General features: G+C 60.0%; 26 protein-coding genes. 23 read left to right on the top strand and 3 right to left on the bottom strand.

Annotated features, from left to right (window positions below; all coding sequences use genetic code 11):
* Nucleotides 1–40 precede the first annotated feature (40 nt).
* From tmk to ARB25_RS02455, 13 genes are all read left to right on the top strand, one after another.
* A complete protein-coding gene (tmk, locus tag ARB25_RS02515; protein WP_055285518.1) occupies nt 41–724 on the top strand; it encodes a dTMP kinase in 684 nt (227 codons plus the stop codon).
* Between the two features lies 1 nt (nt 725).
* Complete coding sequence (locus tag ARB25_RS02510; protein ID WP_055285516.1) at nt 726–1,853, top strand: DNA polymerase III subunit; 1,128 nt, start codon at nt 726–728, stop codon at nt 1,851–1,853.
* Nucleotides 1,844–3,544: a PSP1 domain-containing protein gene (locus ARB25_RS02505; protein ID WP_055285514.1), complete on the top strand. Its 1,701-nt coding sequence runs from the start codon at nt 1,844–1,846 to the stop codon at nt 3,542–3,544. The genes ARB25_RS02510 and ARB25_RS02505 overlap by 10 nt, the downstream gene beginning before the upstream one ends.
* A gap of 102 nt (nt 3,545–3,646) precedes the next feature.
* Nucleotides 3,647–4,453 (top strand): double zinc ribbon domain-containing protein, encoded by an 807-nt coding sequence (locus ARB25_RS02500; protein WP_253276030.1) that lies wholly within the window; start codon nt 3,647–3,649, stop codon nt 4,451–4,453.
* A gap of 10 nt (nt 4,454–4,463) precedes the next feature.
* A complete protein-coding gene (locus tag ARB25_RS02495) occupies nt 4,464–5,573 on the top strand; it encodes a hypothetical protein (RefSeq protein WP_055285512.1) in 1,110 nt (369 codons plus the stop codon).
* Nucleotides 5,574–6,323: 750 nt separating this feature from the next.
* Nucleotides 6,324–7,331, top strand: a complete 1,008-nt coding sequence (locus ARB25_RS02490; protein ID WP_055285510.1) for a substrate-binding periplasmic protein — start codon at nt 6,324–6,326, stop codon at nt 7,329–7,331.
* Nucleotides 7,332–7,648: 317 nt separating this feature from the next.
* Entirely contained in the window at nt 7,649–8,233 is a 585-nt protein-coding gene (gene hpf, locus ARB25_RS02485; protein WP_055285508.1) for a ribosome hibernation-promoting factor, HPF/YfiA family, read from the top strand.
* Nucleotides 8,234–8,313: 80 nt separating this feature from the next.
* A complete protein-coding gene (locus tag ARB25_RS02480) occupies nt 8,314–9,267 on the top strand; it encodes a DegV family protein (protein WP_055285506.1) in 954 nt (317 codons plus the stop codon).
* Between the two features lie 98 nt (nt 9,268–9,365).
* Entirely contained in the window at nt 9,366–10,445 is a 1,080-nt protein-coding gene (locus tag ARB25_RS02475; protein ID WP_055285504.1) for an NAD(P)-dependent oxidoreductase, read from the top strand.
* A gap of 5 nt (nt 10,446–10,450) precedes the next feature.
* Complete coding sequence (locus ARB25_RS02470; RefSeq protein WP_055285501.1) at nt 10,451–10,879, top strand: hypothetical protein; 429 nt, start codon at nt 10,451–10,453, stop codon at nt 10,877–10,879.
* A gap of 15 nt (nt 10,880–10,894) precedes the next feature.
* Nucleotides 10,895–11,593: a hypothetical protein gene (locus ARB25_RS02465; protein WP_055285499.1), complete on the top strand. Its 699-nt coding sequence runs from the start codon at nt 10,895–10,897 to the stop codon at nt 11,591–11,593.
* A 6-nt stretch (nt 11,594–11,599) separates the two neighbouring features.
* Nucleotides 11,600–12,685, top strand: a complete 1,086-nt coding sequence (locus ARB25_RS02460) for an isocitrate/isopropylmalate dehydrogenase family protein (protein WP_055285497.1) — start codon at nt 11,600–11,602, stop codon at nt 12,683–12,685.
* A 126-nt stretch (nt 12,686–12,811) separates the two neighbouring features.
* Complete coding sequence (locus ARB25_RS02455; RefSeq protein ID WP_055285495.1) at nt 12,812–13,906, top strand: hypothetical protein; 1,095 nt, start codon at nt 12,812–12,814, stop codon at nt 13,904–13,906.
* Between the two features lie 114 nt (nt 13,907–14,020).
* Here ARB25_RS02455 and ARB25_RS02450 read toward each other — a convergent pair whose 3' ends face one another.
* Together ARB25_RS02450 and ARB25_RS02445 are read right to left on the bottom strand one after the other, a co-directional pair.
* Nucleotides 14,021–14,257 (bottom strand): helix-turn-helix domain-containing protein, encoded by a 237-nt coding sequence (locus ARB25_RS02450; RefSeq protein WP_055285493.1) that lies wholly within the window; start codon nt 14,255–14,257, stop codon nt 14,021–14,023.
* A 9-nt stretch (nt 14,258–14,266) separates the two neighbouring features.
* Nucleotides 14,267–14,905 carry a hypothetical protein gene (locus ARB25_RS02445; RefSeq protein ID WP_055285491.1) on the bottom strand — a complete coding sequence of 213 codons (639 nt, stop codon included), beginning with the start codon at nt 14,903–14,905 and terminating at the stop codon, nt 14,267–14,269.
* A gap of 702 nt (nt 14,906–15,607) precedes the next feature.
* On the opposite strand from ARB25_RS02445, the gene ARB25_RS02440 reads away from it, so the two are divergent.
* From ARB25_RS02440 to nagA, 8 genes are all read left to right on the top strand, one after another.
* Complete coding sequence (locus tag ARB25_RS02440; protein WP_055285490.1) at nt 15,608–16,051, top strand: PTS sugar transporter subunit IIA domain-containing protein; 444 nt, start codon at nt 15,608–15,610, stop codon at nt 16,049–16,051.
* The gene (gene yajC / locus ARB25_RS02435) at nt 16,051–16,332 is read left to right on the top strand and encodes a preprotein translocase subunit YajC (protein ID WP_055285488.1); all 282 of its coding nucleotides are present in this window, start codon (nt 16,051–16,053) and stop codon (nt 16,330–16,332) included. The genes ARB25_RS02440 and yajC overlap by 1 nt, the downstream gene beginning before the upstream one ends.
* 36 nt (nt 16,333–16,368) lie before the next feature.
* Entirely contained in the window at nt 16,369–16,851 is a 483-nt protein-coding gene (agaV, locus tag ARB25_RS02430; protein ID WP_055285635.1) for a PTS N-acetylgalactosamine transporter subunit IIB, read from the top strand.
* 90 nt (nt 16,852–16,941) lie between these two features.
* Nucleotides 16,942–17,742 (top strand): PTS mannose/fructose/sorbose/N-acetylgalactosamine transporter subunit IIC, encoded by an 801-nt coding sequence (locus tag ARB25_RS02425; protein ID WP_055285486.1) that lies wholly within the window; start codon nt 16,942–16,944, stop codon nt 17,740–17,742.
* Nucleotides 17,732–18,814, top strand: a complete 1,083-nt coding sequence (locus tag ARB25_RS02420; RefSeq protein ID WP_055285484.1) for a PTS system mannose/fructose/sorbose family transporter subunit IID — start codon at nt 17,732–17,734, stop codon at nt 18,812–18,814. The genes ARB25_RS02425 and ARB25_RS02420 overlap by 11 nt, the downstream gene beginning before the upstream one ends.
* Nucleotides 18,815–18,999: 185 nt before the next feature.
* Nucleotides 19,000–19,731, top strand: coding sequence for a GntR family transcriptional regulator (locus ARB25_RS02415; RefSeq protein ID WP_055285482.1), 732 nt, complete (start codon nt 19,000–19,002; stop codon nt 19,729–19,731).
* Between the two features lie 114 nt (nt 19,732–19,845).
* Nucleotides 19,846–21,012 carry an AgaS family sugar isomerase gene (locus tag ARB25_RS02410; protein WP_055285480.1) on the top strand — a complete coding sequence of 389 codons (1,167 nt, stop codon included), beginning with the start codon at nt 19,846–19,848 and terminating at the stop codon, nt 21,010–21,012.
* A gap of 117 nt (nt 21,013–21,129) precedes the next feature.
* Nucleotides 21,130–22,299 (top strand): N-acetylglucosamine-6-phosphate deacetylase, encoded by a 1,170-nt coding sequence (nagA, locus tag ARB25_RS02405; RefSeq protein ID WP_055285478.1) that lies wholly within the window; start codon nt 21,130–21,132, stop codon nt 22,297–22,299.
* Nucleotides 22,300–22,373: 74 nt separating this feature from the next.
* Here nagA and ARB25_RS02400 read toward each other — a convergent pair whose 3' ends face one another.
* Nucleotides 22,374–22,958: a flavodoxin domain-containing protein gene (locus ARB25_RS02400; protein ID WP_253276029.1), complete on the bottom strand. Its 585-nt coding sequence runs from the start codon at nt 22,956–22,958 to the stop codon at nt 22,374–22,376.
* 156 nt (nt 22,959–23,114) lie between these two features.
* Between ARB25_RS02400 and ARB25_RS02395 the strand changes: the two genes are divergently transcribed.
* Nucleotides 23,115–23,996, top strand: a complete 882-nt coding sequence (locus ARB25_RS02395) for an aldose 1-epimerase family protein (RefSeq protein ID WP_055285474.1) — start codon at nt 23,115–23,117, stop codon at nt 23,994–23,996.
* 59 nt (nt 23,997–24,055) lie between these two features.
* Nucleotides 24,056–24,991 carry a hexose kinase gene (locus tag ARB25_RS02390; protein ID WP_055285472.1) on the top strand — a complete coding sequence of 312 codons (936 nt, stop codon included), beginning with the start codon at nt 24,056–24,058 and terminating at the stop codon, nt 24,989–24,991.
* The last annotated feature ends 80 nt before the right edge of the window (nt 24,992–25,071 follow it).

Here is a 25,071-nt window from a genome sequence, read left to right as displayed (position 1 = left end):
ATATCTGCATTTACGCGCCTTGTAGGAAGGGGCTGCGCCCATGGCTTTTGTGCCCGCTCAACATAGCTTCATTACGCTCGAGGGTGTCGATGGCGCCGGTAAATCTACGCAGGCGCGCCTGCTTGCCCGTGCGCTCGAGCTCGCTGGCTACCAGGTTGTGAGCCTGCGCGAGCCGGGCGGTACCGCCATCAGCGAAAAGATCCGTGCTCTGCTGCTCGACCCCGCCAATACGGCGATGGGCGACACTTGCGAGCTGCTGCTGTATGAGGCCGCCCGTGCCCAGCTAGTGCATGAGGTTATCGCGCCCGCCCTCGCGGCCGGCAAGGTGGTCCTGTGCGACCGCTTCTACGATTCCACGACCTGCTATCAGGCGTTTGCCGACGGCCTCGATCGCCAGATGGTGCGCGATGCCAACAACCTGGCCGTTGCGGGGACGCACCCGGCGCTCACACTCGTCTACCACATCACGCCCGAGCAGGCGGCGCTGCGCATGGCAGCCCGTGGTGCGGCCGACCGCATGGAGGCTAAGGGCATGGCCTTCCAAGAGCGCGTCTACCAGGGATTTTGCGCCATTGCCGCCGAGGAACCAAACCGCGTAAAGCTCATCGACGCGACCGCGTCCATCGAGGAAGTCTTCGCGCAGACGGTCGAGTGGGTTCGCGCCTACGGCCTCGACATTTCCCAGGACGCCGTCACCGCTGCGCTTGCCCAGGAGGCCGAGTAACATGGCCCCCGCTCAGGCAAGTCTGCTGGCCAAGCTCGACACCCAAGAGCGCGTGCGCGACTTTTTGACCAATGCCGTCGCCAGCGGTCGCGCGTCGCACGCCTACCTGTTTTTGGGCGCGCCCGGCGCGGGCAAGCTCGACGCCGCGTGGGCGCTCGCCCAAGCCTTCCTGTGCGAGCAAGATGGCTGCGGCTCATGCGATAGCTGCGTGCGCGTCGCCCGCCATACGCACCCCGACGTGCACTATTACACGCCCGAGAGCGCCACGGGCTACCTCATCGCCCAGACCCGCGAGCTGCTCGATGACGTGCCTCTGGCGCCCATCCGTGCCAAGGCCAAGGTCTACATCATCGACCGTGCCGAGCAACTGCGCGCCAATACCGCCAACGCACTGCTCAAAACACTCGAGGAGCCGCCCGAGGGCGTTATGTTCATCCTGCTGGGCACCTCGGCAGACGTGATGTTGCCCACCATCGTGAGCCGCTGCCAGTGCGTGCCGTTTCGGCTGGTATCGCCTGCCGTCGCCGCGCGTGCCGTGAGCCGCGCTACCGGTCAGGATATCGCGCGTTGTCGCATGGCTGTTGCCGTGGCGGGGAGCCCAACGCGCGGCATCGAGTTCCTCAAGAGCGCCGAGCGCCAGGATGCTCGCCGCCAGATGGTCCGTGCCATCGATTCGCTCATCGCTGCCGATGAGGCCGATGTGCTCAGCCGCGCCAAGTCGCTCATCGTCGCCGTTAAGGCGCCGCTCGCCGAGGTCAAGTCCACGCAGGAAAAGGTGCTCGAGCAAAACGCCGATTACCTGTCGCGTGGAGCATTGAAGCAGCTTGAGGACCGCAACAAGCGCGAACTCAACGCGCGCGAGCGTTCGGGTATCATGGAAGCGCTGGCGAGCGCGCGGACGCTCATGCGCGACGTGCTGCTGACGCTTCAGGACGAGGCAGCCGACGTAGTGAACGAAGACGTGCGCGACACGATCGGGCGGCTTGCCGCCGCGACCAATGTTGCGGGTGCCACGCGGGCGCTCGAGGCAGTCGCGACCGCCGAGCGCAACATCGCCAGAAACGTTACTCCCCAGCTGGCCATCGAGGTCATGCTGTTCGATATCAGGAAGGCACTGAAATGCCGTTAGTCGTACCCGTTAAGTTTACCTACGCCTCGCGCGACCTGTGGTTCGATCCGCAGGATTTGGATATCCTCGAGGCCGATTATGCCATTTGCTCCACCGAGCGCGGAACCGAGATCGGCCTGGTCACGGCCGATCCCTTTGAGGTGCCGCAAGACGAGATCGGTCAGCCGCTCAAGCCCGTGCTACGCGTGGCGAGCGACATCGACCTACAGCTTGCCGACGACCTGGCCATCCAGGGCGACGAGGCCATGGTCGACTTCCGCCGCCTGGTCAAGGAGCTCGACCTCGAGATGAAGCCGGTCGGCGTCGAGTACCTGTTTGGCGGCGAGAAGGCCGTGTTCTACTTTGCGGCCGAGGAGCGCGTCGATTTTCGCCAGCTCGTCAAGGATCTGTCCTCGACGCTGCACATTCGCGTCGACATGCGCCAGATCGGCGTGCGCGACGAGACCCGCCTGGTGGGCGGCTATGCCCAGTGCGGACAGGAGCTCTGCTGCACGCGCTTTGGCGGACAGTTTGAGCCCGTCTCGATCCGCATGGCAAAAGAGCAGGACCTGCCGCTCAACTCGTCCAAGATCAGCGGCGTGTGCGGCCGCCTGATGTGCTGCCTGCGTTATGAGTTTGAGGCGTACAAGGACTTTAAGAGCCGTGCGCCCAAAAAGAAGACGCTCATCGATACGCCGCTTGGCAAGGCGCGTATTCAGGAGTATGACACGCCGCGTGAGCAGCTGGTGCTGCGCTTGGAGAACGGTAAAGTCTTTAAGGTCAACCTGGCCGATATGACGTGCTCGGAGGGCTGCAAAAAGAAGGCCGCCGAGCAGGGCTGCAGCTGCCGCCCCGACTGCGTGACGCGCGACGTGCTCGAGCGCATCGAGTCGCCCGAGATGCGCCTGGCGCTCATGGAACTCGATCGCGAGAATGGCGTCGACGTGGGCGATGTCCTGTCGAGTGCCGACCGTCTGGCCGGCACGTCGATGCCTAAGCGCCGTCGTCGCGATGCTGAATCCGATGCTCGCGCCGGTCAGGGTCAGGGCGAGGGCCGTGGCCGCGGAAAGGGCCGCGGCAAGGCCGAGGCACCCGAGGCCGAGGAGGCCGCCGGTGCCCGTCGCCGCCGCAAGCGCGCGGGCTCGGGCGATGCTACCGAGGCTGCAGCCGCGGGCAAGAACGCCTCTCGCGAGCGCGAGGTCCAGCAGCCCCAGCAGCAGAACCGCGGCGGTGGCATGAACCCCACACGTCGCCGCCGCCGTCATCTGTCGAGCGAGGAGCGCGAGGACGCCTTCCGCGCCGCAGCTGCTCGCGAGGCTGGTGCCGCTTCCAAGGGTGGTTCGGGTTCCGATACGCCTGCCGACAAGGGTGGCAAGCAGCGCAACGATGACGAGCGCGTCCCGCGTCCGCGCCGTCGCCATTCTTCGGGTACGCAGCAAAAGCCCTCGGTGCCCTCCGTGGTCGATCAGGTCTCGGATGGCGAGGTCAAGGTCACGCGCCGTCGCCCCGGAGATGGCGGAGGGGCGGCCGCCAAGGCCGCGCGCGGCGCTGCTCGTGACGAACGCGAGTCGCGCGAAGATCGTGGTGGCGAGGGTTCGGCCGACCAGGGCCAGAAGCGCCGTCGCCGTCGTCGTTCCCGCAAGCCGCGTCAAGATGGTGGCGAGGGCTCGACCCCGTCTTCGTCCGCACCACAACCGCCCGCCGGCGAATAACGCCCGCGAGCGGATTTAGCCCGCCTTGCCCCGAGCGCATCGGGGTATCATAGCGCCGAATCAACAACCCTCCCTGCGACCGAACGTAGGGAGGGTTGTGTCTTGAAGAGCCATCTGAACATATTGAGCCGTCTGCAGGGTGCCGGTGCCCTACCGTTTGCGGACGAATTGCTACCGTTTGCCGAGCGGGTGGCACGCGAGGCGCTCGAGGCATTGTCGCCAACACGATGTGCCGGCTGCGAGCGCGCCGGTGCGCTTATTTGCCAAGACTGCCTGGCTGCGCTCACGCTCATCGACCCACGTCATAGCTGCACCCGATGCGGCGCCCCGTTTGGGGATTTGCTGTGCACTGAGTGTTCGGTCGAGGGCACGTCCTCGGCAATGGCGGAGGCGCTCGACCGCTGCCTGGCGTGCGCCGTCTATGCGCATCCGCTGCCGCGCATCATTAAAGCGTACAAGGATGCGGGCGAGCGACGTCTGGCTCCGTATCTGGCGGAGCTGCTCTACGACACCGCCCTGCATGCCCAGGTCGTAGCGCCCGATCGCTACGGAGGCGTGCTGTCCGGTGCGGATGCGGTGGTGTTTGTGCCTGCGACGGCGGCAGCGTTTCGGCGGCGTGGTTTTGATCATATGGAGGCTATTGCGCGCCCATTTTGCGAGCTGTCGGGTGTTCCCCTGCTCGATGCTCTCGTCAAGTACGGGCATGGCGACCAGCGCGAACTCGGTCGTGAGGAGCGCCGCGAGCGTGCCCAAGGCATGTACGAGACGGTTGAGGACGTGCACGGCCGCCGCTTGCTGCTTATCGATGACGTTATCACCACGGGCGCGACGATGGCAGCGGCTTCGGCGGAACTCAAGCGCGCCGGCGCCGTAGCGGTCGATGGCCTCGCTATCGCACGCGTTTGGTAGGGGTGGTTTTGTGGCAGTAAAGATTGAGCGGTGCAACGAGCCGACAGGCGAACAGCTAGCGGCTTCCGTAATCCTAACAGGCGCCTCGGCGCTACGCATGATGCGCGCCGAGCGCCGGCAGATGGGCTACATAAGCTGGAGGGACCTCAATCCCGATGAAGAGCGCCGTGTGCTGTGCACGTCGTCGCCCTCGACCGAGGACATCTATCTTCCCGACTTGGTGCGGATTGGGGCCGCAAGCGGCGAGGTGCAAGAAGATCTTTGCTTGCTGGTGGGATCTGCGGCGCAGCGCCGCCGCATGCCTGGCGTGGGCTGGTCCGTATGCTCCGGGTTGCCTGCCGGCTCGATTCTAGAGGTGGAACCGGGGGTGTACAGTCTATCTCCCGAGGCCCTTTGTGTTGCCGTTGCGCGCGAGGCCGGCTGCATCCAGGCATTTGCCCTGGCTCAGGAGCTGTGCTCTAAGATTTCGCTGAGTGACCGCGGGAAGTATCTGCCTCCCTACACCTCGCCTGTTACGAATAAACTTGCAAAGGACAAGGACCGGCCAGCAGATGTGGGCTACTTTGAGGTTGAGCCGGTGCTGACGCCCGATCGTCTGGCAGATTACCTCGCGGTATGCAAGGGGAATGCGGCCAAACAACTGCAGCGTCTGTGTCCCTACTTGTCAGAAAACCTGCGCTCACCCATGGAGTGCATCATGCTCGCCCTGTTTTCGCTTCCGTTTTCCTATGGCGGGTTTGCCTGCGGACCTTTTAAGACCGACTACAAGATTGAGTTCGATGACCGTGCGCAGGCAATCTCGGGGATGCCGCATGCAGTTTGCGATGCGTATCAGGAAGCAGCCCGGTTTGACCTGGAATACAACGGTGAGCTGGGCCATTCCTCTCGGAGGGGACGTATCCATGATGAAAAGCGCAACACGGGCTTGATTACTATGGGAATCGAGGTCGCGACGGTCAACAACGAAATGCTCTGTGACATGGAAGCGATGGAAGCACTCGCATGGCGCATGCACCAGCGTATGCGAAAGCGGTACCGGAATCGTGTCGATGCCCGCAGGAAGAAGCAAGAGGCGTTGCTTAACACGCTGCGGGCGTGTTTTGGGCTTAAGCCGGTCTAATTCGCGTCGAAAATAGAGGGTTAATCATATACCCTGGCCAAAATATGGCAAATATGAGTACTGTCACTAAATCAGTAACAGCAAAATCAAGGAATTTAGGACTCGGAGGCGGCGTAAAGTAAGAAGATAATAAACAAATGTAGAATTACTAAGCATCAGGTCGGCGACACTGAGCGCAAAATCTGTCCGAGAGGCCAAAATTGCCTGTTACTAAATTGGTGGCAGTACTCATATTTGCCATATTTTGACCGGGGCACCCTAAGAAGGGCGCCCCGGAGCTCCCCGTAGGGGAGCTCCGGGCTTCATAGGGGCATGAATAGCCCACTCCGACCTGCAAAATCTGTGCGCGCGATGCGAATGACGCCCTTAACCTTAAACTTCAGCTTGAACTTAGCTATAATGCGCTACGTTCCTACCAGGCTGTGGTTGCGGACGGACGAAATGCCCGTCCTAGTCCAAGACAGACGCGGTCAAAGGGATCCACGTAAGCGACCGCGTGCGCGCGGCGCGATCATGGCGCGTCCTAGATGTAAGCCGCACCGTCCGTTCTACTTTCTTTGGGGCAATACCGCCTCGCGGACGAGCGGGCCAGTCGTGAAGGTGGCTGCGGCCTCCCGAGCAAACACCCCGGTGCGCAAGTGTGGGGTCAAATACCAGGTCAGCTGGTGGGAACAACCTGATATTCCGCGCAACGCACGGATCGTATACGACACAGAAGGCAGGGTAGTGGACATGGTGAGGGGCAGCTTGATGCACGCGGCTCGGTTAGGTGCTGGGACCGCAGCGGTCATCGCCGTTTTGGGCCTGAGCGGATGCGCGTTCAATCCGCTGTCTACGTTCACGACTCCCACGATTGACCAGATCGAGTACGAGACCGTCACGCCGGCGGTGTCGGACGATGCCCTGGTCACTCCCGGAACCCTGACGGTCGCCCTCGATACTTCCGATGCGCCGCAGGCGATGCAGGGCGCCGACGGCGAGCTTACGGGGTATGCAGTCGACGCTGCCCGCGCCCTCGCAAGCCGCATGGGCCTTAAGGTCGCCTTTGTCGATGCGTCCTCGGCAGGTTCCGCGCTCGGCGACAAAAAGGCCGATATCTTTATCGGCGAGATGAACTCCACGGACGGGGACATTAGCTCACTCGGCACCTGCCTGTACGATGCCGCTTCCGTGTTCGGTAAAACCAGCGATGGTGGGTCGCTAAGCGTTTCCACCGATACCCTTAACACGTCCACCCTGGGCGTTCAGACGTCCTCGGCCTCGCAGGAGGCGCTTGCTAAGCAGAGCATCACCGCCAACCAAAAGACCTACTCCAACATCAACGAGTGCTTTGAGGCGCTCGAGTCCGGCGAGGTCGACTATGTGATCTGCGACTCCACGGCCGGCGGCTACCTTGCACGCCTGATGAGCGAGGTCTCCTATGTCGGTGCGCTCGAGGCGCCCTCGACGCTTGGTGTTGCGGGCCTCTCGTCCAATGACGAACTGTGCCGTGCCGTGAGCGATGCCCTCGACGGTATTACGGCCGACGGCACGCTCGAGGCGGTCCACTCTGTCTGGTATGGCACAATGCCCTACGACCTCGCCACTAAGACGGTTTCGGGCGTTAACGTGCAGTCGGGCGACTCTGAGTCCGGTGAGACCATGTCCTCCGGCGATGAATCCTCCGATTCCAACAATGAGACCGCATCCTCCGAGAGCAAATCGTCCAGTCAGGAAGGCACCATCACCGACGACGACATTAACAAGCTCAATAGCTAGTTATTGCTAGGGGTGGTGTCTCCTATACGTTGGAAAGGACACCTCTTCACGGTTTCAACATGCACTGCCGGGCTTCCCCAATAGGGGAGCCCGGCTTTTTCATCCCTATAAAACCAGCAGGTCAAAGCCAATTTTCGGGACCAAATACAAATCTGTCGGCTCCCTCCTATAGCGCACTTTGCCATGGAAAAGTACGAGACTTCGGTATGCGGTATCAAGCAATCGTTATTCGGGTCTTTGGGAATCCGCGTGATTAAATGCACGGCAATGGGTACATAGCCAGTACAGTAAGTCCCCGAGGCAGATTGGAGCCACGTATGGATATCAAGGTTTCTGGACGCAAGACGACGGTAACCGATGCTCTGCGTGCGCATGTGGATGAGAAGATCGGCGAGGCGCTCAAGGTTTTCGATATCGAGCCCATGACGGTCGACGTTGTACTTCGCTATGAGAAGAACCCCTCGAACCCCAACCCGGCAATCGTCGAGGTTACGGTTCGTGCCCGCGGTTCGGTGATTCGCGTTGCCGAGCACGGTGCAGATATGTACGCCGCCATCGACCTCTCCGCCGATAAGGTCACCCGCCAGCTGCGTAAGTTCAAGACCAAGGTCGTGGACAACCGCCAGGGCGGTGCCAGCGCAGCGGATGTCGCACCGGTCGAGCGAGTCGAGGATCTGGCCGACCTGCTGCTGCCCGAGGAGGACGACGACCTGCTCGTCCGCGAGAAGGTCATCGATGTCACCCCGATGACTGAGGAGCAGGCGCTGGTGCAGACCGATCTGCTCGGTCACGACTTCTACGTGTTCGAGAACGCGACGACCGGCCTCATCAATGTGGTGTATCACCGTAAGAATGGTGGATATGGCATCATCAAGCCCCGCATCGAAACACTTGACGAGTAAAATACGTTAACTTGCATGAGTTAACGGTTGGCGGCCATCCCATGCGGATGGCCGCCTTTTTTACGTAAGGAGTCGCTTTGATGGACAAGGCTGCATCTACCGGCCATTCTGACCGCTGCCGCATCGTCGTCGATACCTGCTGCGACTTTAGCCCCGAGGTCGCCGCGAACCTCGATGTCGATATCTTGGGCTTCCCCTTCATTATCGATGGCGAGGAGCGCACGGACGATATCTGGTCGAGCATCACGCCCAAGGAGTTCTACGACCGCATGCGCGCCGGCGCCCGCGTGTCCACCTCGGCTGTGTCGCTCGGTCGCTATATCGAGTTCTTTACCGAGTGCGCCAAAGAGGGCACACCTACGGTCTACCTGTGCTTTACCTCGGCGCTGTCGTCGAGCTACAACTCTGCGTGCCAGGCGGCAGACACCGTGCGCGCCGAGTATCCCAACTTTGAGCTCTACGTGGTCGATAACGCCCTGCCCTGTGCGACCGGCGAGCTCTTGGCGCTCGAGGCCGTCCGCCAGCGCTCGGCGGGACTCACCGCCAAGCAGCTGGTCGACTGGGCAAACGAGGCAAAGACCTACGTCCACGGCTACTTTACGCTCGAGAGTTTCGACGCGCTGGCTGCCGGCGGTCGCATTCCGCCCGCGGCCGCACAGCTCACGGCAAAGCTCGACGTCAAGCCCGAGCTCTCCTACGACCTGGCCGGCTCGCTGTCGCTGGTCGGCGTCAACCGCGGCCGCAAGAAGGCGCTCAAGTCCATCCTCAAGTCGTTCCGCGAGAACTTCGTGCCCGATCGCACCATGCCCATCGCGATCATGACGGCCGATGCCGAGAAGGACGGCGACTGGCTCGAAGCCGCCATTCGCAAGGAGGAAGGCTGCGCCGACGTCACGATCATCCGCAGCTCCGTGGGTCCCACCATCGGCTCGCACGTTGGCCCCGGTATGGTGGCCTGCGCGTTTTGGGGCAAGAATCGCGCCGACAAGGCATCGCTTTCCGACCGCATCGCCCGTCGCGTGCGCGGTCAGTAAGCAGGCACTGCGGCCGTAATCGATCCCAACTCACAGCCTAAACGCTGGCACCGAGTATTCAACCTGGTAACAACATCCAACCCAAAAGGAAAGGTTTCATGGCAAACAAGCTCTCTGTCGCATTTATCGGCACCGGAATCATGGGTGCCCCCATCGCCGGCCACATTCTGGACGCCGGCTACCCCGTCACGGTCAACAACCGCACCAAGTCCAAGGCCGCCGCACTCATCGAGCGCGGTGCCGTCTGGGCCGATACGCCGGCCGACGCCGTGGCGAACGCCGATGTCGTCTTTACCATGGTAGGCTATCCCTCCGAGGTCGAGGAGCTCTACCTGGCGGGCGACGGCCTGCTGGCCTGCACCAAGCCCGGTACGGTCCTGATCGACCTTACCACGAGCTCGCCCGAGCTGGCGCGCGACATAGCCGAAGCCGCCCAGGTTTCCGGCCGCATGGCGTTTGACTGCCCCGTCACCGGCGGCGAGTCGGGCGCGATCGCCGGCACGCTCACGGCCATTGTGGGTGCCACCGAAAACGACATTGCCCCGGTCCGCGACATCCTTGCCACCTTTGCGGCCAACATCTGCTGCTTCGATGGGGCCGGCAAGGGCCAGGCCGCCAAGCTCGCCAACCAGGTGTCGCTGGGCGCCTGTATGGTCGGCATGGCCGATGCCATGGCATTTGCCGAGCTGAGCGACCTTGATCTGGAAAAGACCCGTCAGATGATCCTGGGCGGTACCGGCAAGTCCGGCGCCATGGAGAGCCTGGCGCCCAAGGCGCTCGACGGCGACTACAAGCCCGGCTTTATGGTTGAGCACTTCATTAAGGACCTGCGCCTGGCGCTCGCCTACGCCGACGACCGCGAGCTCGCGCTGCCCGGTGCCGACGTGGCCTTTACGCTCTACGACATGCTCGACGCCATCGGTGGCGCTAAGCTGGGCACGCAGGCCATCACAGTGCTCTACAAGGAGGAGGCCGACGCCATCGCCGCCGGTCTGGACTGGTCGCAGTATCGTCCCGAGGAGCACGGTGCCCACGAGGAAGGCTGCGGTTGCGGCGAGCACGGCGACGACCACGAGTGCGGTTGTGGCCACCACCACGGCGAGGACCACGATTGCTGCGGCGGCCACGGCCACGATGACGGCCACGAGTGCTGCTGCGGCCACCATCACGAGGAGTAGCGCTCATGAGCTGGACGTTCGTGGTGCTCGCGCTGGTACTCTTTATCTTTGCGATTTACATTGGCTTCTTGTGCGGCCAGTGGGCTTGCGAAAAGCGCGTCATCACCAAGCGTGACTACTGGATCGCCAACTTTGCGGGCGCGGCGGCAGTCGTCCTGCTGACCTGGGTGTTCTCGCTGTTCCCGCTGGTGCAGTTTGCGCCGATCGGCTGGCTCGGCGGCTTTATCGCCGGCCTTAAGATGAGCTTTGGCGAGTCCGTTGGCCCGTGGCGCAAGCACGACGAGGTCTTTAACGTCAACAAGGCCCATCGCGCCGCCGCCGAGGCGGGCGACGCCGAGGAGCGCCGCCGCGCACGTCGCAATGGCGCTGCCGACCGACAGCTCATCTCGGTCACCGATGACAGCAAGGGTGCTGGCAAGCACGCTAAGAAATAGTAAGAAGAGGTAACTATGGCAGAAAACAAAGACGAACAGCTCACCGACGAGGAGCTGGCGCAGCTTCAGTTGGCAGAGGAGAACGAGAACGCCGTCGATCGCCTGGTCCAGGAGCTCGGCTGCCCCACGCGCCGCATCCGCCAGTTTGCCGCCCGTGTGCTGCACCTGCTCGCCGAGCGCGATCCTCAGCGTGTCGTGCCCTGCGTGCCCGCGCTGATCGAGGCGCTCGACCGCCCCGAGGCTCAGACCCGCTGGGAGGCCCTCGATGCCCTGGCGGCGCTCGCCACAACCTGCCCCGAGCAGATGGGCGATGCCTTTGAGGGAGCCGAGACCGCGCTGTTCGATGAGATTTCCTCCACGCTGCGCTACGCCGCCTTCCGCCTGCTGTGCGTATGGGGCGCCACGAGCGTCGATCGTTCGCGCGAGGCTTGGCCCATCCTGGACGAGGCCATCCAGTGCTACCACGGCGATCTTGAGTATCGTGACATGCTCGGCTGCCTGTACGAGTTTGGCCAGGGCGAGATTGACGCCGAGATTGCCGAGAAGCTCGCGCTGCGCCTTAAGTTCGACGCCGAGAACGGCAAGGGCAGCTATCTCAAGGCCCGTTCGAGCGAGATTTGCGAAATGCTTGTTAAACGTTTCGGCCTGGATCTCTCCAAAAAGAAGAAGCGTGCTAGCGTTAAAGAATCTGACGACGCCGAAGACGAGGAGTAACAGATTATGGCGCACGATGTAGTCCTGATTCCCGGTGACGGTATCGGTCCCGAGATCACCCAGGCCATGCGCCGCGTGGTCGAGGCCACCGGTGTCCAGATCAACTGGAACGTCCAGGAGGCCGGTGCCGGCGTCATGGACGAGTTTGGTACGCCGCTGCCCCAGCACGTGCTCGATGCGGTCGCCGAGACCAAGGTTGCCATCAAGGGCCCTATCACCACGCCGGTCGGCACGGGCTTCCGCAGCGTCAACGTCGCCCTGCGCAAGCATTTTGACCTGTACGCCTGCGTGCGCCCCTGCCTGTCGCAGCCGGGCGACGGCTCTCGCTTCCGCGACGTCGACCTGGTCATCGTGCGCGAGAACACCGAGGACCTCTACGCCGGCATCGAGTTCGACGAGGGCACTGCCGAGGTCGAGGAGCTTTCGCAGCTTGTCGAGCGCTCGGGTCAGAAGACTTTCGCCGCCGATTCCGCTATCTCGATCAAGCCGATCTCCATCGCCAAGAGCCGCCGCATTGTGGAGTATGCCTTTGAGTATGCCCGCCGCTGTGGCCGCAAAAAGGTGACGGCCGTGCACAAGGCCAACATCATGAAGGCGACCGACGGCCTGTTCCTGCGCGTCGCGCGCGAGGTTGCCGCAAACTACCCCGATATCGAGTTCAACGACAAGATCGTCGACGCCACCTGCATGGGCCTGGTCCAGAACCCCAACGACTTCGATGTCCTGGTGCTGCCCAACCTGTACGGCGACATCGTGAGTGATCTGTGCGCCGGCCTGGTAGGCGGCCTGGGTATGGCCCCCGGTTCCAACATCGGTGCCGACTGCGCCATCTTTGAGGCAACGCACGGCTCCGCGCCCGATATCGCGGGCCATGATATCGCCAACCCCACGGCCGAGATCCTCTCTTCTGCGATGATGCTCGATCACCTGGGCGAGAACGACGCGGCCAACCGCATTCGCGCGGCCGTCTCTGCCACGCTCGACGAGGGCGAGCAGGTTACCGGTGATGTGCGTCGTGCCCAGACCGGTTCCGTCGAGGGTGCGGTGGGTACGCAGGCCTTTGCGGATGCCGTTATCGCGCACCTGGCCTAAGGTATGCGCGCTGCAAACGCCTAAATTGTACTTAAGTGTTTGCGTATAACCTAAGAATCAATACGCCCGGCGCTCCGTCGGGCGTATTCTATTAGGGACTATGTTTCCTAACAAGGAGTAACTGATATGGGTCTGATTCAAAAGAAGGACGAGAAGGACGAGATCGACGGCATCCAGATCATCGAGCGCGGCGAAGGTCCCGACGGTGACGAGGAAGAGAAGATCGACCTGGTCGCCGGCACGTCCGCCGAGCACATCGCTGCCGGTACGACTGCCGAGGAGGAAGACGCCTGTCTGGAGGCTCAGATTGCCGCAGACGCCGCCGACGAGAACCTGATGCCCGACCCGCAGGGCGAGGACGATGATATCCTGGGCTTCGACGAGGACGACCACGCATCCAAGCACAAGAAGACGATGATCGCCGTCTTTGTGGTTGCCGTCGTGATTGCTGCCGTGGTCGGCTTCTTTATCGGTAACGGTGGCTTTGGCGCCAAGGGCATTGGCTCGTCGACCCTGACCGAGGACCAGCTCGGCTCGACCGTGGCAAGCTATAGCTACAACGGCAAGAAGAGCGACATCACCGCGCGCGAGGCCATCGAGAGCCAGTACAGCCTCGATACCGTCAAGGATAGCGATGGCAACTACACCGCCCCTTCCGCCGACGTCATCCTTTCCTACGTCCGTAACAAGATCCTGCTCGACGCTGCCGAGGACGAGGGCATTACCGTCTCCTCCAAGGAGATGAAGCAGTACGCTGAGAATTCCATCGGCACTTCGGACTACGACACCATGGCCAAGCAGTATGGCGTGTCCAAGGACCAGGCCAAGCAGATTGTCCGTCAGTCCGCGACGCTGCAGAAGCTCTATAAGAAGAAGGTGGGCGACAGCTTCGCAAGCATGCCGACCGCTCCGACCGAGCCTTCCGATGGCAACGAGGACACCGCGAGCAAGGATTACGCCGACTACATCATCAACCTTGCCGGCGATGAGTGGGATAGCTCGAAGGGCACTTGGAAGGACGAGGACAGCACCTACGCCAAGGCCTTTGCCGACGATGCCTTTACCGCCGATAGCGCTACCTACAAGCAGGCCATGACCGCCTATTACACCGCCTATCAGCAGTATTCCTCGCAGGCTTCGAGCGCCAGCTCCAAGTGGACCGAGTATGCCAACAGCCTGTACGCCAAGGCCAACATCAGTATCTACGGCCTGTTTGCGTAAAGGTTGACGCGGCGTTACCGAGCACCCCGTCGATTAACTTATAAGCCCGCCAGAACGGACATCGTTCTGGCGGGCTTTTTACGTTGCGGGTATCGGTGGCTTGTTAATTGAAAATCATTCTTTAAGCCCAAAGAGGCTATCGGCTTCATCGTCAGGTATATATTCCAGGACATCGCCCGGTTGGCAGTCGAGTGCTCGGCATATCGCGTCTAAAGTTGAAAAACGCACGGCAGATACCTTGCCCGTCTTGATGCGCGACATATTGACCTGGGAGATGCCCACGCGTTCTGCAAGTTCTTTGGATGAGATCTTGCGTTCGGCCAGCATGCGGTCGAGCCGCAGAATAATCATAGATTCCCCCTAGAGCAACTCGTCATCTTGTTTTTGCAGGATACATCCGTAGCGGAAGACGCTTGCAATCAGGCTAATAATCAGGCCTGCAAAGACCATAGAGGGCTCGAAAAGCTGGCCGGCGAACGCATCAGTAAAGCGGCCGCCAAATCCTGAGAGCATCAATCCCGTGACCGTAGCGCTAAGAAGCCTCACGGCAACGCCGCCGATAAGAAACAAATGTCCTATTCGACGAAGCATGTAGTTGCATCCAAGGTCAAAAGGCCTGCCGGCCTTTTCAATGTTGGAGAATAGGCTGCACACGCTGAGCGCGATGGCAAGTGCGAGGCATGTCATCAAGAGACTCCCCAGGGCAGTGTGACCGTCGTGCGCGACGAGCATAAGCGGGGCCTGCTTATTGGTGCCGACGAGAGCGAGGCACGGTCCTTCGCCGGCATTAAGCTCTATGGATTGGAGACACAAGCCTTGGGAGAGGTCGGGTAATATCAGCAGAAGGTCAATCGCAATGACTGCGAAGAGTCCCAGAGCGAGCAGCGCGGTAATGCAGATTGTGGCCCATTTGCAGATGCAGGCGAGCTTCCTCAGCTCGGCTATTGTCTGTTCGCGGCTGATGGTTTCATTCGATATAGATGCGTTTCGATGGACCATAACCCCTCCAATCGGCGTTTTGGATGATACTTGCATCATATCAGAATTAACGATAAACGATAAATAATTACGGATAGTGACTAAGTAATGATTGAAAACGATTAGCGTGAGCTATTAGCTCATTTTGGATGCCGGAGTTTGGTGCGCGGGGGATGAGGACAAATGCCAAAACTTCCCGCGATCGCGCAAGCGCTCCATCGTGTTCCCTAATTCATATGGATAGACAACTGTAAACGATTGCAATTCTCCGGTGAATGGTCGAAAACTACCGTTCACCGATAATCTCGAAACTGGTGCTAACTGGTATTAAGTCAAAAAGACCAATTCACAAACCTCCATAATGACCTGCATTTTTTCCACATGCGATTTAAAGCCACCCTGTGTTGTTTATTCCGTCGAAACAATGTCGATCGGGTAGTCGAACATTTCAAAACGGTTTCAAAACCGCAGGTAGAAGTGTTAACAAGCGGTGAACGGTCGAAATATCACCGTTAGCGGTGCAAAAACGTTTTACCGTATGAATCAACGAGAGCGAGCTCTTCTGTGGTGATATAGTGACAACAACACGACACGTGGTTACTACCAGTTGAGAGACCACAGGTCTTCGAGAAACGCTTACCAAGAAGCTTTAAGGGCGAGCGCCCGCTGGCTTCCAAAAATTATCGGACTCAGATCGCACACACCTTCGGAAGGGAAATTTGAATGGTTGGCTTTATTCTTACCGGTCATGGACAGTTTGCACCCGGCCTCGCAAGCGCTATCGCTATGGTTGCCGGCGACCAACCCGCTTTTACCGTCGTTCCTTTCGAGGGTGACCAGGCTGCTTCCTATGGTGAGGATCTCCGCGCCGCTATCACCGCCATGCGCGAGGAGTGCGATGGCGTACTCGTCTTTACCGACCTGCTTGGCGGCACCCCGTTCAACCAGTCGATGATGATTGCCCAGGATGTCGACAACGTCGAGATCCTGACTGGCACTAACCTTCCCATGGTTATTGAGCTCCTGTTCCTCCGCGGCAACGCCACGCTTGCCGAGCTTGGCGAGCAGGCCGTGACCGTTGGCCAGACGGGCATCACCGCCCAGACGGTCGCCTCCGTCGCTGGTGCCGAGGAAGAGGATATCTTCGGCGACGAGGACGGCATCTAATGGCCGATTTCGGAGCCAGCGTCCTAAGCTCCTCGGTCGCTCTTTTGGGCCTGCTTGTCATCATGGGTGTTATTTACACTATCTGGTCTCAGATCAACATGAAGAAGAAGCAGAAGTACTTCAAGGAGCTGCACACGGAGCTCAGATCGGGTCAGGAGGTTCTTTTCGCCGGCGGTATCTACGGAACCGTCAAAGGCATTGAAGGCGAGAAGGTCCAGATCAAAGTCCGATCCGGAGCCGTCGTAGATGTTTCGCGTTACGCGATTCAGGAGATCAAGTAACTGTCGTCAGCAAATAACGAAAGGAAGATGATCAACATGGCAGAACCCAACATTCTTCTTACCCGCATCGATAACCGATTGGTTCATGGTCAGGTTGCAACCCAGTGGAACTCCACTCTGGGCTCCAACCTCATCCTCGTCGCCAACGACGACGTGGCGACCAACACCATGCGACAGAACCTCATGAAGATGGCCGCTCCCGCCGGCGTCGCTACGCGTTTCTTCTCCCTGCAGAAGACCATCGACGTCATTGGCAAGGCGAGCCCGCGCCAGAAGATCTTCATCGTGGCCGAAACACCGGAAGACGTGCTTACGCTCGTCAAGGGCGGTGTGCCTATAAAGAAGGTAAACATCGGCAACATGCACATGTCGGAAGGAAAACGCCAAGTCGCCACCTCCGTCGCAGTAAACGACGAGGATGTCGCTGCGTTTAAAGAGCTGCAGGAATTGGGGGTGGAGTTGGAGATCAGGCGCGTTCCGAGCACGCCTGTTGAGGACACGAACAAGCTCTTCTCGTAATCCTCATGATCCACGTTGTCAGGAGTGAAACCCTGACATTCTGTACGTGATATCCAAAGTGCGTACATACATTTTGAAAGGAGGAGCAAGATGGAATACTCGATCATCCAGGTCGCTCTGGTCTTCGTCGTCACGTTCATCGCGGCAATCGACCAGTTCAACTTCCTCGAGTCTCTCTATCAGCCCATCGTCACCGGCGCCGTCATCGGTCTTATCCTTGGCGACCTCAACACCGGTCTTCTCGTGGGTGGTACCTATCAGCTCATGACGATCGGCAACATGCCGATCGGAGGCGCTCAGCCGCCTAACGCCGTCATCGGCGGCATCATGGCAGCCGTTCTTGCTATTGCTACGGGCCTCGAGCCCAACGCGGCAGTCGGCCTTGCCATTCCGTTCGCGCTGCTTGGCCAGCTCGGCGTTACCCTGGTCTTCACGCTTATGTCGCCGCTCATGTCCTCCGCGGACAATATGGCTCACAACGCTGACACCAAGGGTATCGAGCGTCTGAACTACTTCGCCATGGCTCTGCTCGGCCTGATCTTCGCTGTCGTCGTCACCCTGTTCTTCATCGCTGGCGCTACTATCGGCCAGACCATCGCTTCCGCCATCCCGACTTGGCTGCAGACCGGTCTGTCCGCTGCAGGCGGCATGATGCGCTTCGTCGGCTTCGCCGTCCTGCTCAAGGTTATGATGAACCGCGATATGTGGGGCTTCTTCCTCATGGGCTTTGGCCTCGCGCTCATCACCGTTGCCAACGATTCTCTGGCAACCCCTGCCCTGCTCATCCTCGCTCTCATCGGCTTCGGCATTGCTTTCTGGGACTTCCAGCAGCAGACCGAGCTGAAGGGTGCAGCTGTTTCTGACGGAGGTGACTTCGAAGATGGCATCTAATGAGTATGTGATCCCGGAGCACTACGAGGATCTCACTCCTGCTCCGCAGCTCGACCAGAAGACCCTCAACAAGATGGCTTGGCGCTCCTGCTTCCTGCAGGCATCGTTCAACTACGAGCGCATGCAGGCCGCTGGCTGGCTCTACTCCATCATCCCCGGTCTGAAGAAGATCCACACCAACAAGAACGACCTCGCGGCTTCCATGAGCCACAACCTGGAGTTCTTCAACACTCACCCGTTCCTGGTCACCTTTGTTATGGGCATCGTGCTTTCGCTCGAGCAGAACAAGGTTGACATCCCCACCATCCGCGCCGTCCGCGTCGCCGCAATGGGCCCGCTCGGTGGTATCGGTGACGCCCTGTTCTGGCTGACGCTCGTGCCTATCACGGCCGGCATCACCTCCAACATGGCCATCAACGGCAACGCCGCTGCGCCGATCATCTTCCTGGTGATCTTCAACGCCGTCCAGTTCGCTCTGCGCTTCTGGCTCATGAACTGGTCCTACAAGCTTGGCACCAGCGCTATTGACGCTCTGACCGCCAACATGCAGGCCTTCACGCGTGCCGCTTCCATCATGGGCGTCTTCGTCGTCGGTTGCCTGGTTGTCACCATGGGTGGCACCCAGATCAACCTCCAGATCCCCAATGGCACCACCCGTGGCCTCTCCGCCAATACCGTGATCGTCTCCGAGAAGGAGGCCGAGAACTTCACCGGTATGGAGGGCATCGATACCGAGACCGCCGAGGCTGGCACCATGGCCATGACCGATGAGGACGGCAACGCCCTCACCGCCACCGATGCTGACGGCAACGCTGTCGAGTGCGGCGTCGTCGACCTGGGCAACGGCATGGCGTCCGTTACCTACGGCACCGTTACCGAGGATCCGGTCAACTTCTCCGTTGCCGACACCCTCAACACCATCGTCCCGAAGCTCGTCCCGCTTATGCTTACGCTGCTGCTTTACTACATGTTCGCTAAGCACAGCTGGACCCCGACCAAGGGCATTCTCCTGCTCTTTGTCCTGGGCATCCTGGGCGCTGGCCCGCTTGGTCTCTGGCCGAGCATCTGGTAAGGCTCTAGCTTGAGGGGTGTGTCCCTACGCGGCTCACACCCCGACCCCTTAAGCCATGTGTATGTTAAAAGCCGCGTGCTCGAAAGAGCGCGCGGCTTTTGTTTTCTTGATGATTCGGGTGTGGCAGACAGATAATGCTAAACACCCAAGGTAGAAGCTGATTTCGAGCAAATAGGGAGGATAGGATGGCGATCGGAGCGCGCAAGCAACCGCTATACGATCAGCTGGTCGATATTCTGACCGAAAAGATTGACCATGAATATCACGCCGGTGACATGATTCCTTCCGAGCGCGAACTTTCGGAGCGCTATGGTCTCTCGCGCACCACGGTACGCCTGGCTCTGCAGGAACTAGAGCGTTTAGGACTGGTGGTTCGGCAGCACGGCCGCGGTACCTTTGTGACCGACCGTTCGGCAAAGGCAACCAATCTTATGCAGTCCTACAGCTTTACCGAGCAGATGCGCGCGATGGGGCGCGACCCCGAGACCACGATTCTCGAGTTTTGCGAGATGGAGGCCGATAAGAATCTGGCCGAGCATATGGGACTACGTATCGGTGATCGCATTTTTAAGCTCAAGCGCCTTCGTTCTGCCGACAACATGCCCATGATGGTCGAACGCAGCTATCTACCGGTTCGTCAATTTCTGTCCCTAAAGCGACCGCTGCTGGAGCATAAGCCGCTTTACGATGTGATTGAGCAAGACTTTCAGCAAAAGATACGCGTGGCCGAAGAGGAGTTCTATGCGAGCATAGCCCGTCCCACCGATGCCCACCTTTTGGGAATTGTCGAGGGCTCGCCTGTGCTCGATTTGGTCAGGACTACGTATAACGAGTCAAACGAGGTTGTGGAGTATACGCTCTCGGTTGCTCGTGCCGATCAGTTTAAATACAAGGTCTATCACCAGCGCAACGTTTAACGCCTTCAGTGTATTCATATGAGGATTCTTTGCATTTAACTGGTTACTACCAGACAACCAACCGAAGTGTATAATTGCACGTCAGAGGATTACTTCTAGAGAGAGGTATTAGAAATGTTCGAGAAGAGTGTCGAGGAGCTCACCGAGCTCGGCGCCCAGATCACCACGGCCGAGATTGCTCAGCAGCCCGAGCTTTGGCGTGATACGCTCAACATCTATCGCGAGAACAAGGAGGCCATCGAGGCCTTCCTGGCCGATGCTCGCGCCATGGGCGAGGGTCGTCTGTCTGTTGTCTTCACCGGTGCCGGTACGTCCGACTATGTTGGCGATACCTGCGCCCCGTACCTGCGTCACGCCGGCAACACTGATCTCTACGACTTTAAGCCCATCGCCACGACTGACATCGTGAGCGCTCCGCGCGACTTCCTGCGCCCCGAGGATCCCACGCTCGTGGTTTCCTTTGCCCGCTCCGGCAACAGCCCCGAGAGCCTTGCCGCCGTCGCCGTTGCCAAGGAGCTCGTCCACAACGTCAAGTTCCTCAACATCACCTGCGCTCCCGAGGGCAAGCTCGCCGTCGAGTCCGCCGATGACCCCAACGCGCTGACGCTGCTCATCCCGCGCGCCAACGACAAGGGCTTCGCCATGACCGGCTCCTACACCTGCATGACCCTGCTCTCCACCCTTATCTTTGACGAGGCTTCCGACGAGCAGAAGGCCGAGTGGGTCGAGACCATCGCCAAGATGGGCGAGGAGGTCATCGCTCGTGAGCCCGAGGTCGCCGATTATCTGGCTGGCGACTTCAACCGCGTGACCTACCTGGGTTCCGGCTCCTTCGGTGGCCTTGCTCAGGAGAGCCAGCTCAAGATCCTCGAGCTTGCTCATGGCCTGGTCGCTACTTCCTACGACACCTCCATGGGCTATCGTCACGGACCCAAGTCCTTCGTCGACGACAAGACCCTCGTCTTCGTCTTCGTTAACAACGACGCCTACACCCGTCAGTACGACATCGACATCCTCAACGAGATCGGTGGCGACGAGATCGCACAGCACACCGTTGCCGTTCAGCAGGATGCCGCTACCGTCTACGAGGGTGAGTCCTTCACCTTCAAGGGTTACGAGGCACTTCCCGAGGGCTACCTTGCTCTGCCGTTCGTGATGTTTGCTCAGGCCATCAGCCTGCTCAACTCCGTGCGCGTGGGCAACACGCCCGATACGCCGAGCCCCACCGGCACGGTCAACCGCGTGGTCAAGGGCGTGACGATTCACCCCTTCACCGCTTAATCGCGTCCCCCTGTAAGGGCGCCCGTCCGCTCATAACGGCTGGCGGGCGCTTTTTGTTTTACGTGAGCTGGGTATAAGCATCACCACAGTCAACTGCTTTAGAAGCAAGGAGTGCATATGAGCACGTATGCAATTAAGGCTGACAAGTTCTTCTTGCCGGCAGGCCCGCAACTGGGCGGCTATCTTATGGTCGAGGATGGCGTCTTTGGCGCCTGGCAGGCCGACGAGCCCTCTTGCGAGATTAAGGACTACACGGGATCGTGGATCGCACCGGGTATGGTCGATACTCACATCCATGGCTTCTACAACCACTCAACTACCGATAACGATCCCGAGGGCATCGATATCAGCTCGACCGAGCTCGCCCGTCGCGGTACCACCAGCTGGCTGCCCACGACGTTCACCGATGGCGTCGAGCAGATCAAGGATGCCTGTGCCGCCATCGCCCAGGCTGACGAGGGCCGTGGCCCCGACTTCTGTGGAGCCCGCATTCAGGGCATCTACCTGGAGGGCCCCTTCTTTACCATGAAGCACGTGGGCGCGCAGAACCCCGCCTATCTGGTTGATCCCTCCGAGGAGGTCTTCGACCAGTGGCAGGAGGCTGCCGGCGGGCGCATCGTTAAGAGCGCCATGGCTGCCGAGCGCGACGGTGCTGTCGCCTATGCTGCCGCTCTGAACGCCAAGGGTGTCGTGACCAGCATCGGCCACTCCGACGCTACCTACGATGAGTGCGTCGCTGCGATCAACGCAGGCGCCAGCTGCTTTACGCACACCTTTAACGGCCAGCGTGGTCTGCATCATCGTGAGCCCGGTGTCGTGGGTGCCGCTATGGCTACGCCTGAGACCTACGCCGAGATTATCTGCGACGGCAAGCACGTGAACCCCGCCGCTATCAAGGCGCTGCTGCAGGCCAAGGGCTGGCAGCACACGGTGCTCATCACCGACTGTCTGGGCTGCGGTGGCATGCCCGAGGGCAGCTACACCAGTGGTGGCATGGACGTCATCATGAAGGACAACCTGTGCTGGCTCGCCGACGGCAAGAGCATCGCCGGCTCGGTGCTCACGCTTGCCCAGGGCGTCAAGAATATCGTCGACTGGGGCATCGCCAGCGCCGATATCGCCATTCGCATGGCAACCGAGGTACCGGCACGCTCCGTGCACATCGAGGATAAGTGCGGCAGCATTATGCCGGGTCGCGACGCCGACTTTGTCGTGTTCGACCACGAGCTCACCCTCGTAGAGACGTATGTTGGCGGACAGAGCGTCGGCAACGCATTTACCGAGTAACGACAGAAAAAGACGGCGGGCCCGAATTTGCTCGGACCCGCCGTATGGGTTAACGCTCAAAAGCACCTTAACAGTTACAGCTTGTTAGCGATCTTCTTTGCCGTGCGCTTGACGCCGGCTACCAGGCCTCCCGCAGGGTGCTCCTTTTCGTATGCCAGGCGCTTCTCGCGTTTGGCATACTCTTCGACGATGATATCGCCATATTCATCCTCGATCTTATCGAAGAAATCGACGGCACCCTTAATTTCCTCGGCGTTGGGATGGCCTTTCTGGACACCGCCGGTGAGCTTGAACGGCCCCCACGTGTCAAAGCCGGGGCAGCCGTAGACGCCCATAAAGATGGCCTGTTTCATGCGGCAGATGCCATCGATATCCTTGCCGTACCACTTGTTTTTGCCACCGTAGGTCATAAGGCCAAACACCTTGTCCTGCGGCTGTAGCACGTTAGTGAGCACGCGTGCCATGTCCTTGTCGATCTCGGAGTAATAGATGCCCGTGGCGACACCAATCAGGTGATATTCGTGCAGGTCGGGGTACTCGTTTTTGCCGAGTGCCTTGACGTCGAGGGTATCGATCTCGGGGTGCGCCTCGACGATGGCGTCCACGAGCTTTTTCGTATTGCCGTGATGGCGCGAGGCGTAGAGGATGATGGTTCGCATAAGAAGGCCTTTCAGCTGTAATTGCATCAATGTCTGTATGGTACCCCGTTGCATGGTTGGGATACCGGACGCATCGATGAACGTGCGGGTTTGTCCTTTGGTCAGGGCCGAGACGGGTTCTTGCGAGCAAAAAGCAGTTGTTCGAAAGGATGGGCAATGGAATGCGCTCTCTCCAACGATTCGATTTCTATTAAGGTGTCCACGGCTGGTGGTTCGTTTACCTCGATTGAGGCTGGAGGTCGCGAGTACTTATGGCAGGGCGATCCCGCCGTGTGGTCCGGCCAGGCACCAATTTGCTTCCCGATTTGCGGAGGCTTGCGCGATGGTAACGGCATGACGTTTGCCGGGCATCATGTAAAGCTCGCTCGCCACGGGTTTGCGCGCAAACAGGAGTGGAAGCTGCTGAGCCAAGGCGAGAACGAGCTGGCGATGTGCCTGGCATCGGAGGATAACGCTGCATTGCTGAGCGATTATCCGTATCCATTTAAGCTTGTCGCTCGTTATACCCTTGAGGGGGATACCGTGCGCGTCTCCTATGAGGTGACCAACGAGGGCACCGAGGACATGCCGTTCTTTATCGGCGGTCATCCCGGCTTTAGGTGTCCGATCGATGCGGGCGAGGCCTATACGGACTACGAACTGCGCTTTGAGAAAGACGAGGCTGCGGAGCTCTGCACCGCCGTTCCCTCGACTGGCTTGATTGATGTGGACAGGCGCTCCAAGAACCCCATGGTGGGAAAGACGCTGCCCCTGTCGCATGAGCTCTTCGATTTTGCGGAGACCATCTTTGACGTGCTCGAGAGTCGCCAGGTCACGCTTTCCAAAAAGGGCGAGGACAAGGGCGTTCGCCTGAGCTTTGAGGGCTTTCCGTATCTCATCGTGTGGAGTAAGCCCGAGGGCGATTTTGTGGCGATTGAGCCCTGGGGCGGCCTTTCGACCTGCTCCGATGAGGACGACGTGCTTGAACATAAGCGCGGCTGTCTTGTCGCCAAGCCCAAGGAGACCGTCGTTCGCTCGTTCACGATTGAGATTCTTTAATTCCGTTTTATCGACTCGTATCGCGAGGCACAAGGAGCCTGCGAGATAAGGAGCTAAAAATGATCCTCACCGTTACGATGAACCCGTCTGTCGATACGCGCTATCAGCTCGATGAGCTCGTTATCGACGACGTCAACCGCGTGACGCCCGAAAAGACCGCCGGCGGCAAGGGCCTCAACGTGGCCCGGGTGCTGGGTCAGCTGGGCGACGATGTTGTGGCAACCGGCTTGCTCGGCGGTCACATGGGTGCCTACATGGCCGAGCTCATGGACGCCAACGGTATCAAGAACGACTTTGTGCCCATCAAGGGCGAGACCCGCATTTGCCTCAACATCCTCCATGCCGGCAACCAGACCGAGCTGCTCGAGAGCGGCCCGACAATTGCCCCCGAGGAGCTCGATGCCTTTACCGCCAAGTTTACCGAGCTTGCGGGCAAGGCCGACGTCGTCACCATTTCGGGTTCGCTGCCCCGCGGTGTCGAGGTGGACTACTATGCCAAAATCACGGGCATTGCCGAGAACGCCGGCGCCAAGGTGCTGCTCGATACCTCGGGTGCTTCGCTCGAGGCCGCACTCAAGTCCGAGGTCAAGCCCGAGCTGGTCAAGCCTAATCTGACCGAGATCAACGGACTTCTGGGCACGAGCTTTACCACCGACGATGTGGACGAGCTCCGCGCCGCGCTCGCCTCTGATGCCCGCTTCTCCGATATCCCCTGGGTCGTCGTGTCCATGGGCGCTGCCGGCTCCGTGGGCTTCCATAACGGCCGTGCGTTCCGCGCCAAGACGCCCGATATCCCTGCCGTTAACGCCACGGGCTCTGGCGATTCGACCATTGCCGGCTTCGCACATGCAATTGCTGCTGGCGCGGATGACGAGACGGTACTGCGTACCGCCAACACCTGCGGCAAGCTCAACGCCATGGATCCCATGACCGGCCATCTGGTCATGGATCGTTGGGACGAGGTCTACAACGGCGTTGTCGTAACCGAGCTGTAAGAGCTTGGGCGATGGCCCCGGCATCGCTTACTTGCTCATGTCGACGACAAGTGCGGCAGCATCATGCTGGGGCGCGACGC

Source organism: Collinsella aerofaciens (assembly GCF_001405375.1).
In the GTDB taxonomy this organism is placed as follows: Bacteria; Actinomycetota; Coriobacteriia; order Coriobacteriales; family Coriobacteriaceae; genus Collinsella; species Collinsella aerofaciens_F.
The sequence above is the reverse complement of the archived record's forward strand: the minus strand, read 5'-3'. Positions and strand labels throughout refer to the sequence as shown.

What these genes read in the sequence shown, in the direction of transcription:
- ARB25_RS02415 (WP_055285482.1), top strand. Translation starts at nt 19,000, where the DNA reads ATGGCGATCGGAGCGCGCAAGCAACCGCTATACGATCAGCTGGTCGAT.
- ARB25_RS02425 (WP_055285486.1), top strand. Translation starts at nt 16,942, where the DNA reads ATGGAATACTCGATCATCCAGGTCGCTCTGGTCTTCGTCGTCACGTTC.
- ARB25_RS02510 (WP_055285516.1), top strand. Translation starts at nt 726, where the DNA reads ATGGCCCCCGCTCAGGCAAGTCTGCTGGCCAAGCTCGACACCCAAGAG.
- ARB25_RS02390 (WP_055285472.1), top strand. Translation starts at nt 24,056, where the DNA reads ATGATCCTCACCGTTACGATGAACCCGTCTGTCGATACGCGCTATCAG.
- ARB25_RS02395 (WP_055285474.1), top strand. Translation starts at nt 23,115, where the DNA reads ATGGAATGCGCTCTCTCCAACGATTCGATTTCTATTAAGGTGTCCACG.
- ARB25_RS02475 (WP_055285504.1), top strand. Translation starts at nt 9,366, where the DNA reads ATGGCAAACAAGCTCTCTGTCGCATTTATCGGCACCGGAATCATGGGT.
- ARB25_RS02420 (WP_055285484.1), top strand. Translation starts at nt 17,732, where the DNA reads ATGGCATCTAATGAGTATGTGATCCCGGAGCACTACGAGGATCTCACT.
- ARB25_RS02480 (WP_055285506.1), top strand. Translation starts at nt 8,314, where the DNA reads ATGGACAAGGCTGCATCTACCGGCCATTCTGACCGCTGCCGCATCGTC.
- ARB25_RS02460 (WP_055285497.1), top strand. Translation starts at nt 11,600, where the DNA reads ATGGCGCACGATGTAGTCCTGATTCCCGGTGACGGTATCGGTCCCGAG.
- tmk (WP_055285518.1), top strand. Translation starts at nt 41, where the DNA reads ATGGCTTTTGTGCCCGCTCAACATAGCTTCATTACGCTCGAGGGTGTC.
- ARB25_RS02470 (WP_055285501.1), top strand. Translation starts at nt 10,451, where the DNA reads ATGAGCTGGACGTTCGTGGTGCTCGCGCTGGTACTCTTTATCTTTGCG.
- ARB25_RS02410 (WP_055285480.1), top strand. Translation starts at nt 19,846, where the DNA reads ATGTTCGAGAAGAGTGTCGAGGAGCTCACCGAGCTCGGCGCCCAGATC.
- ARB25_RS02445 (WP_055285491.1), bottom strand. Translation starts at nt 14,905, where the DNA reads ATGGTCCATCGAAACGCATCTATATCGAATGAAACCATCAGCCGCGAA.
- ARB25_RS02505 (WP_055285514.1), top strand. Translation starts at nt 1,844, where the DNA reads ATGCCGTTAGTCGTACCCGTTAAGTTTACCTACGCCTCGCGCGACCTG.
- ARB25_RS02490 (WP_055285510.1), top strand. Translation starts at nt 6,324, where the DNA reads ATGCACGCGGCTCGGTTAGGTGCTGGGACCGCAGCGGTCATCGCCGTT.
- nagA (WP_055285478.1), top strand. Translation starts at nt 21,130, where the DNA reads ATGAGCACGTATGCAATTAAGGCTGACAAGTTCTTCTTGCCGGCAGGC.
- ARB25_RS02400 (WP_253276029.1), bottom strand. Translation starts at nt 22,958, where the DNA reads ATGCGAACCATCATCCTCTACGCCTCGCGCCATCACGGCAATACGAAA.
- hpf (WP_055285508.1), top strand. Translation starts at nt 7,649, where the DNA reads ATGGATATCAAGGTTTCTGGACGCAAGACGACGGTAACCGATGCTCTG.
- ARB25_RS02465 (WP_055285499.1), top strand. Translation starts at nt 10,895, where the DNA reads ATGGCAGAAAACAAAGACGAACAGCTCACCGACGAGGAGCTGGCGCAG.
- agaV (WP_055285635.1), top strand. Translation starts at nt 16,369, where the DNA reads ATGGCAGAACCCAACATTCTTCTTACCCGCATCGATAACCGATTGGTT.
- ARB25_RS02440 (WP_055285490.1), top strand. Translation starts at nt 15,608, where the DNA reads ATGGTTGGCTTTATTCTTACCGGTCATGGACAGTTTGCACCCGGCCTC.
- ARB25_RS02455 (WP_055285495.1), top strand. Translation starts at nt 12,812, where the DNA reads ATGGGTCTGATTCAAAAGAAGGACGAGAAGGACGAGATCGACGGCATC.
- ARB25_RS02450 (WP_055285493.1), bottom strand. Translation starts at nt 14,257, where the DNA reads ATGATTATTCTGCGGCTCGACCGCATGCTGGCCGAACGCAAGATCTCA.
- yajC (WP_055285488.1), top strand. Translation starts at nt 16,051, where the DNA reads ATGGCCGATTTCGGAGCCAGCGTCCTAAGCTCCTCGGTCGCTCTTTTG.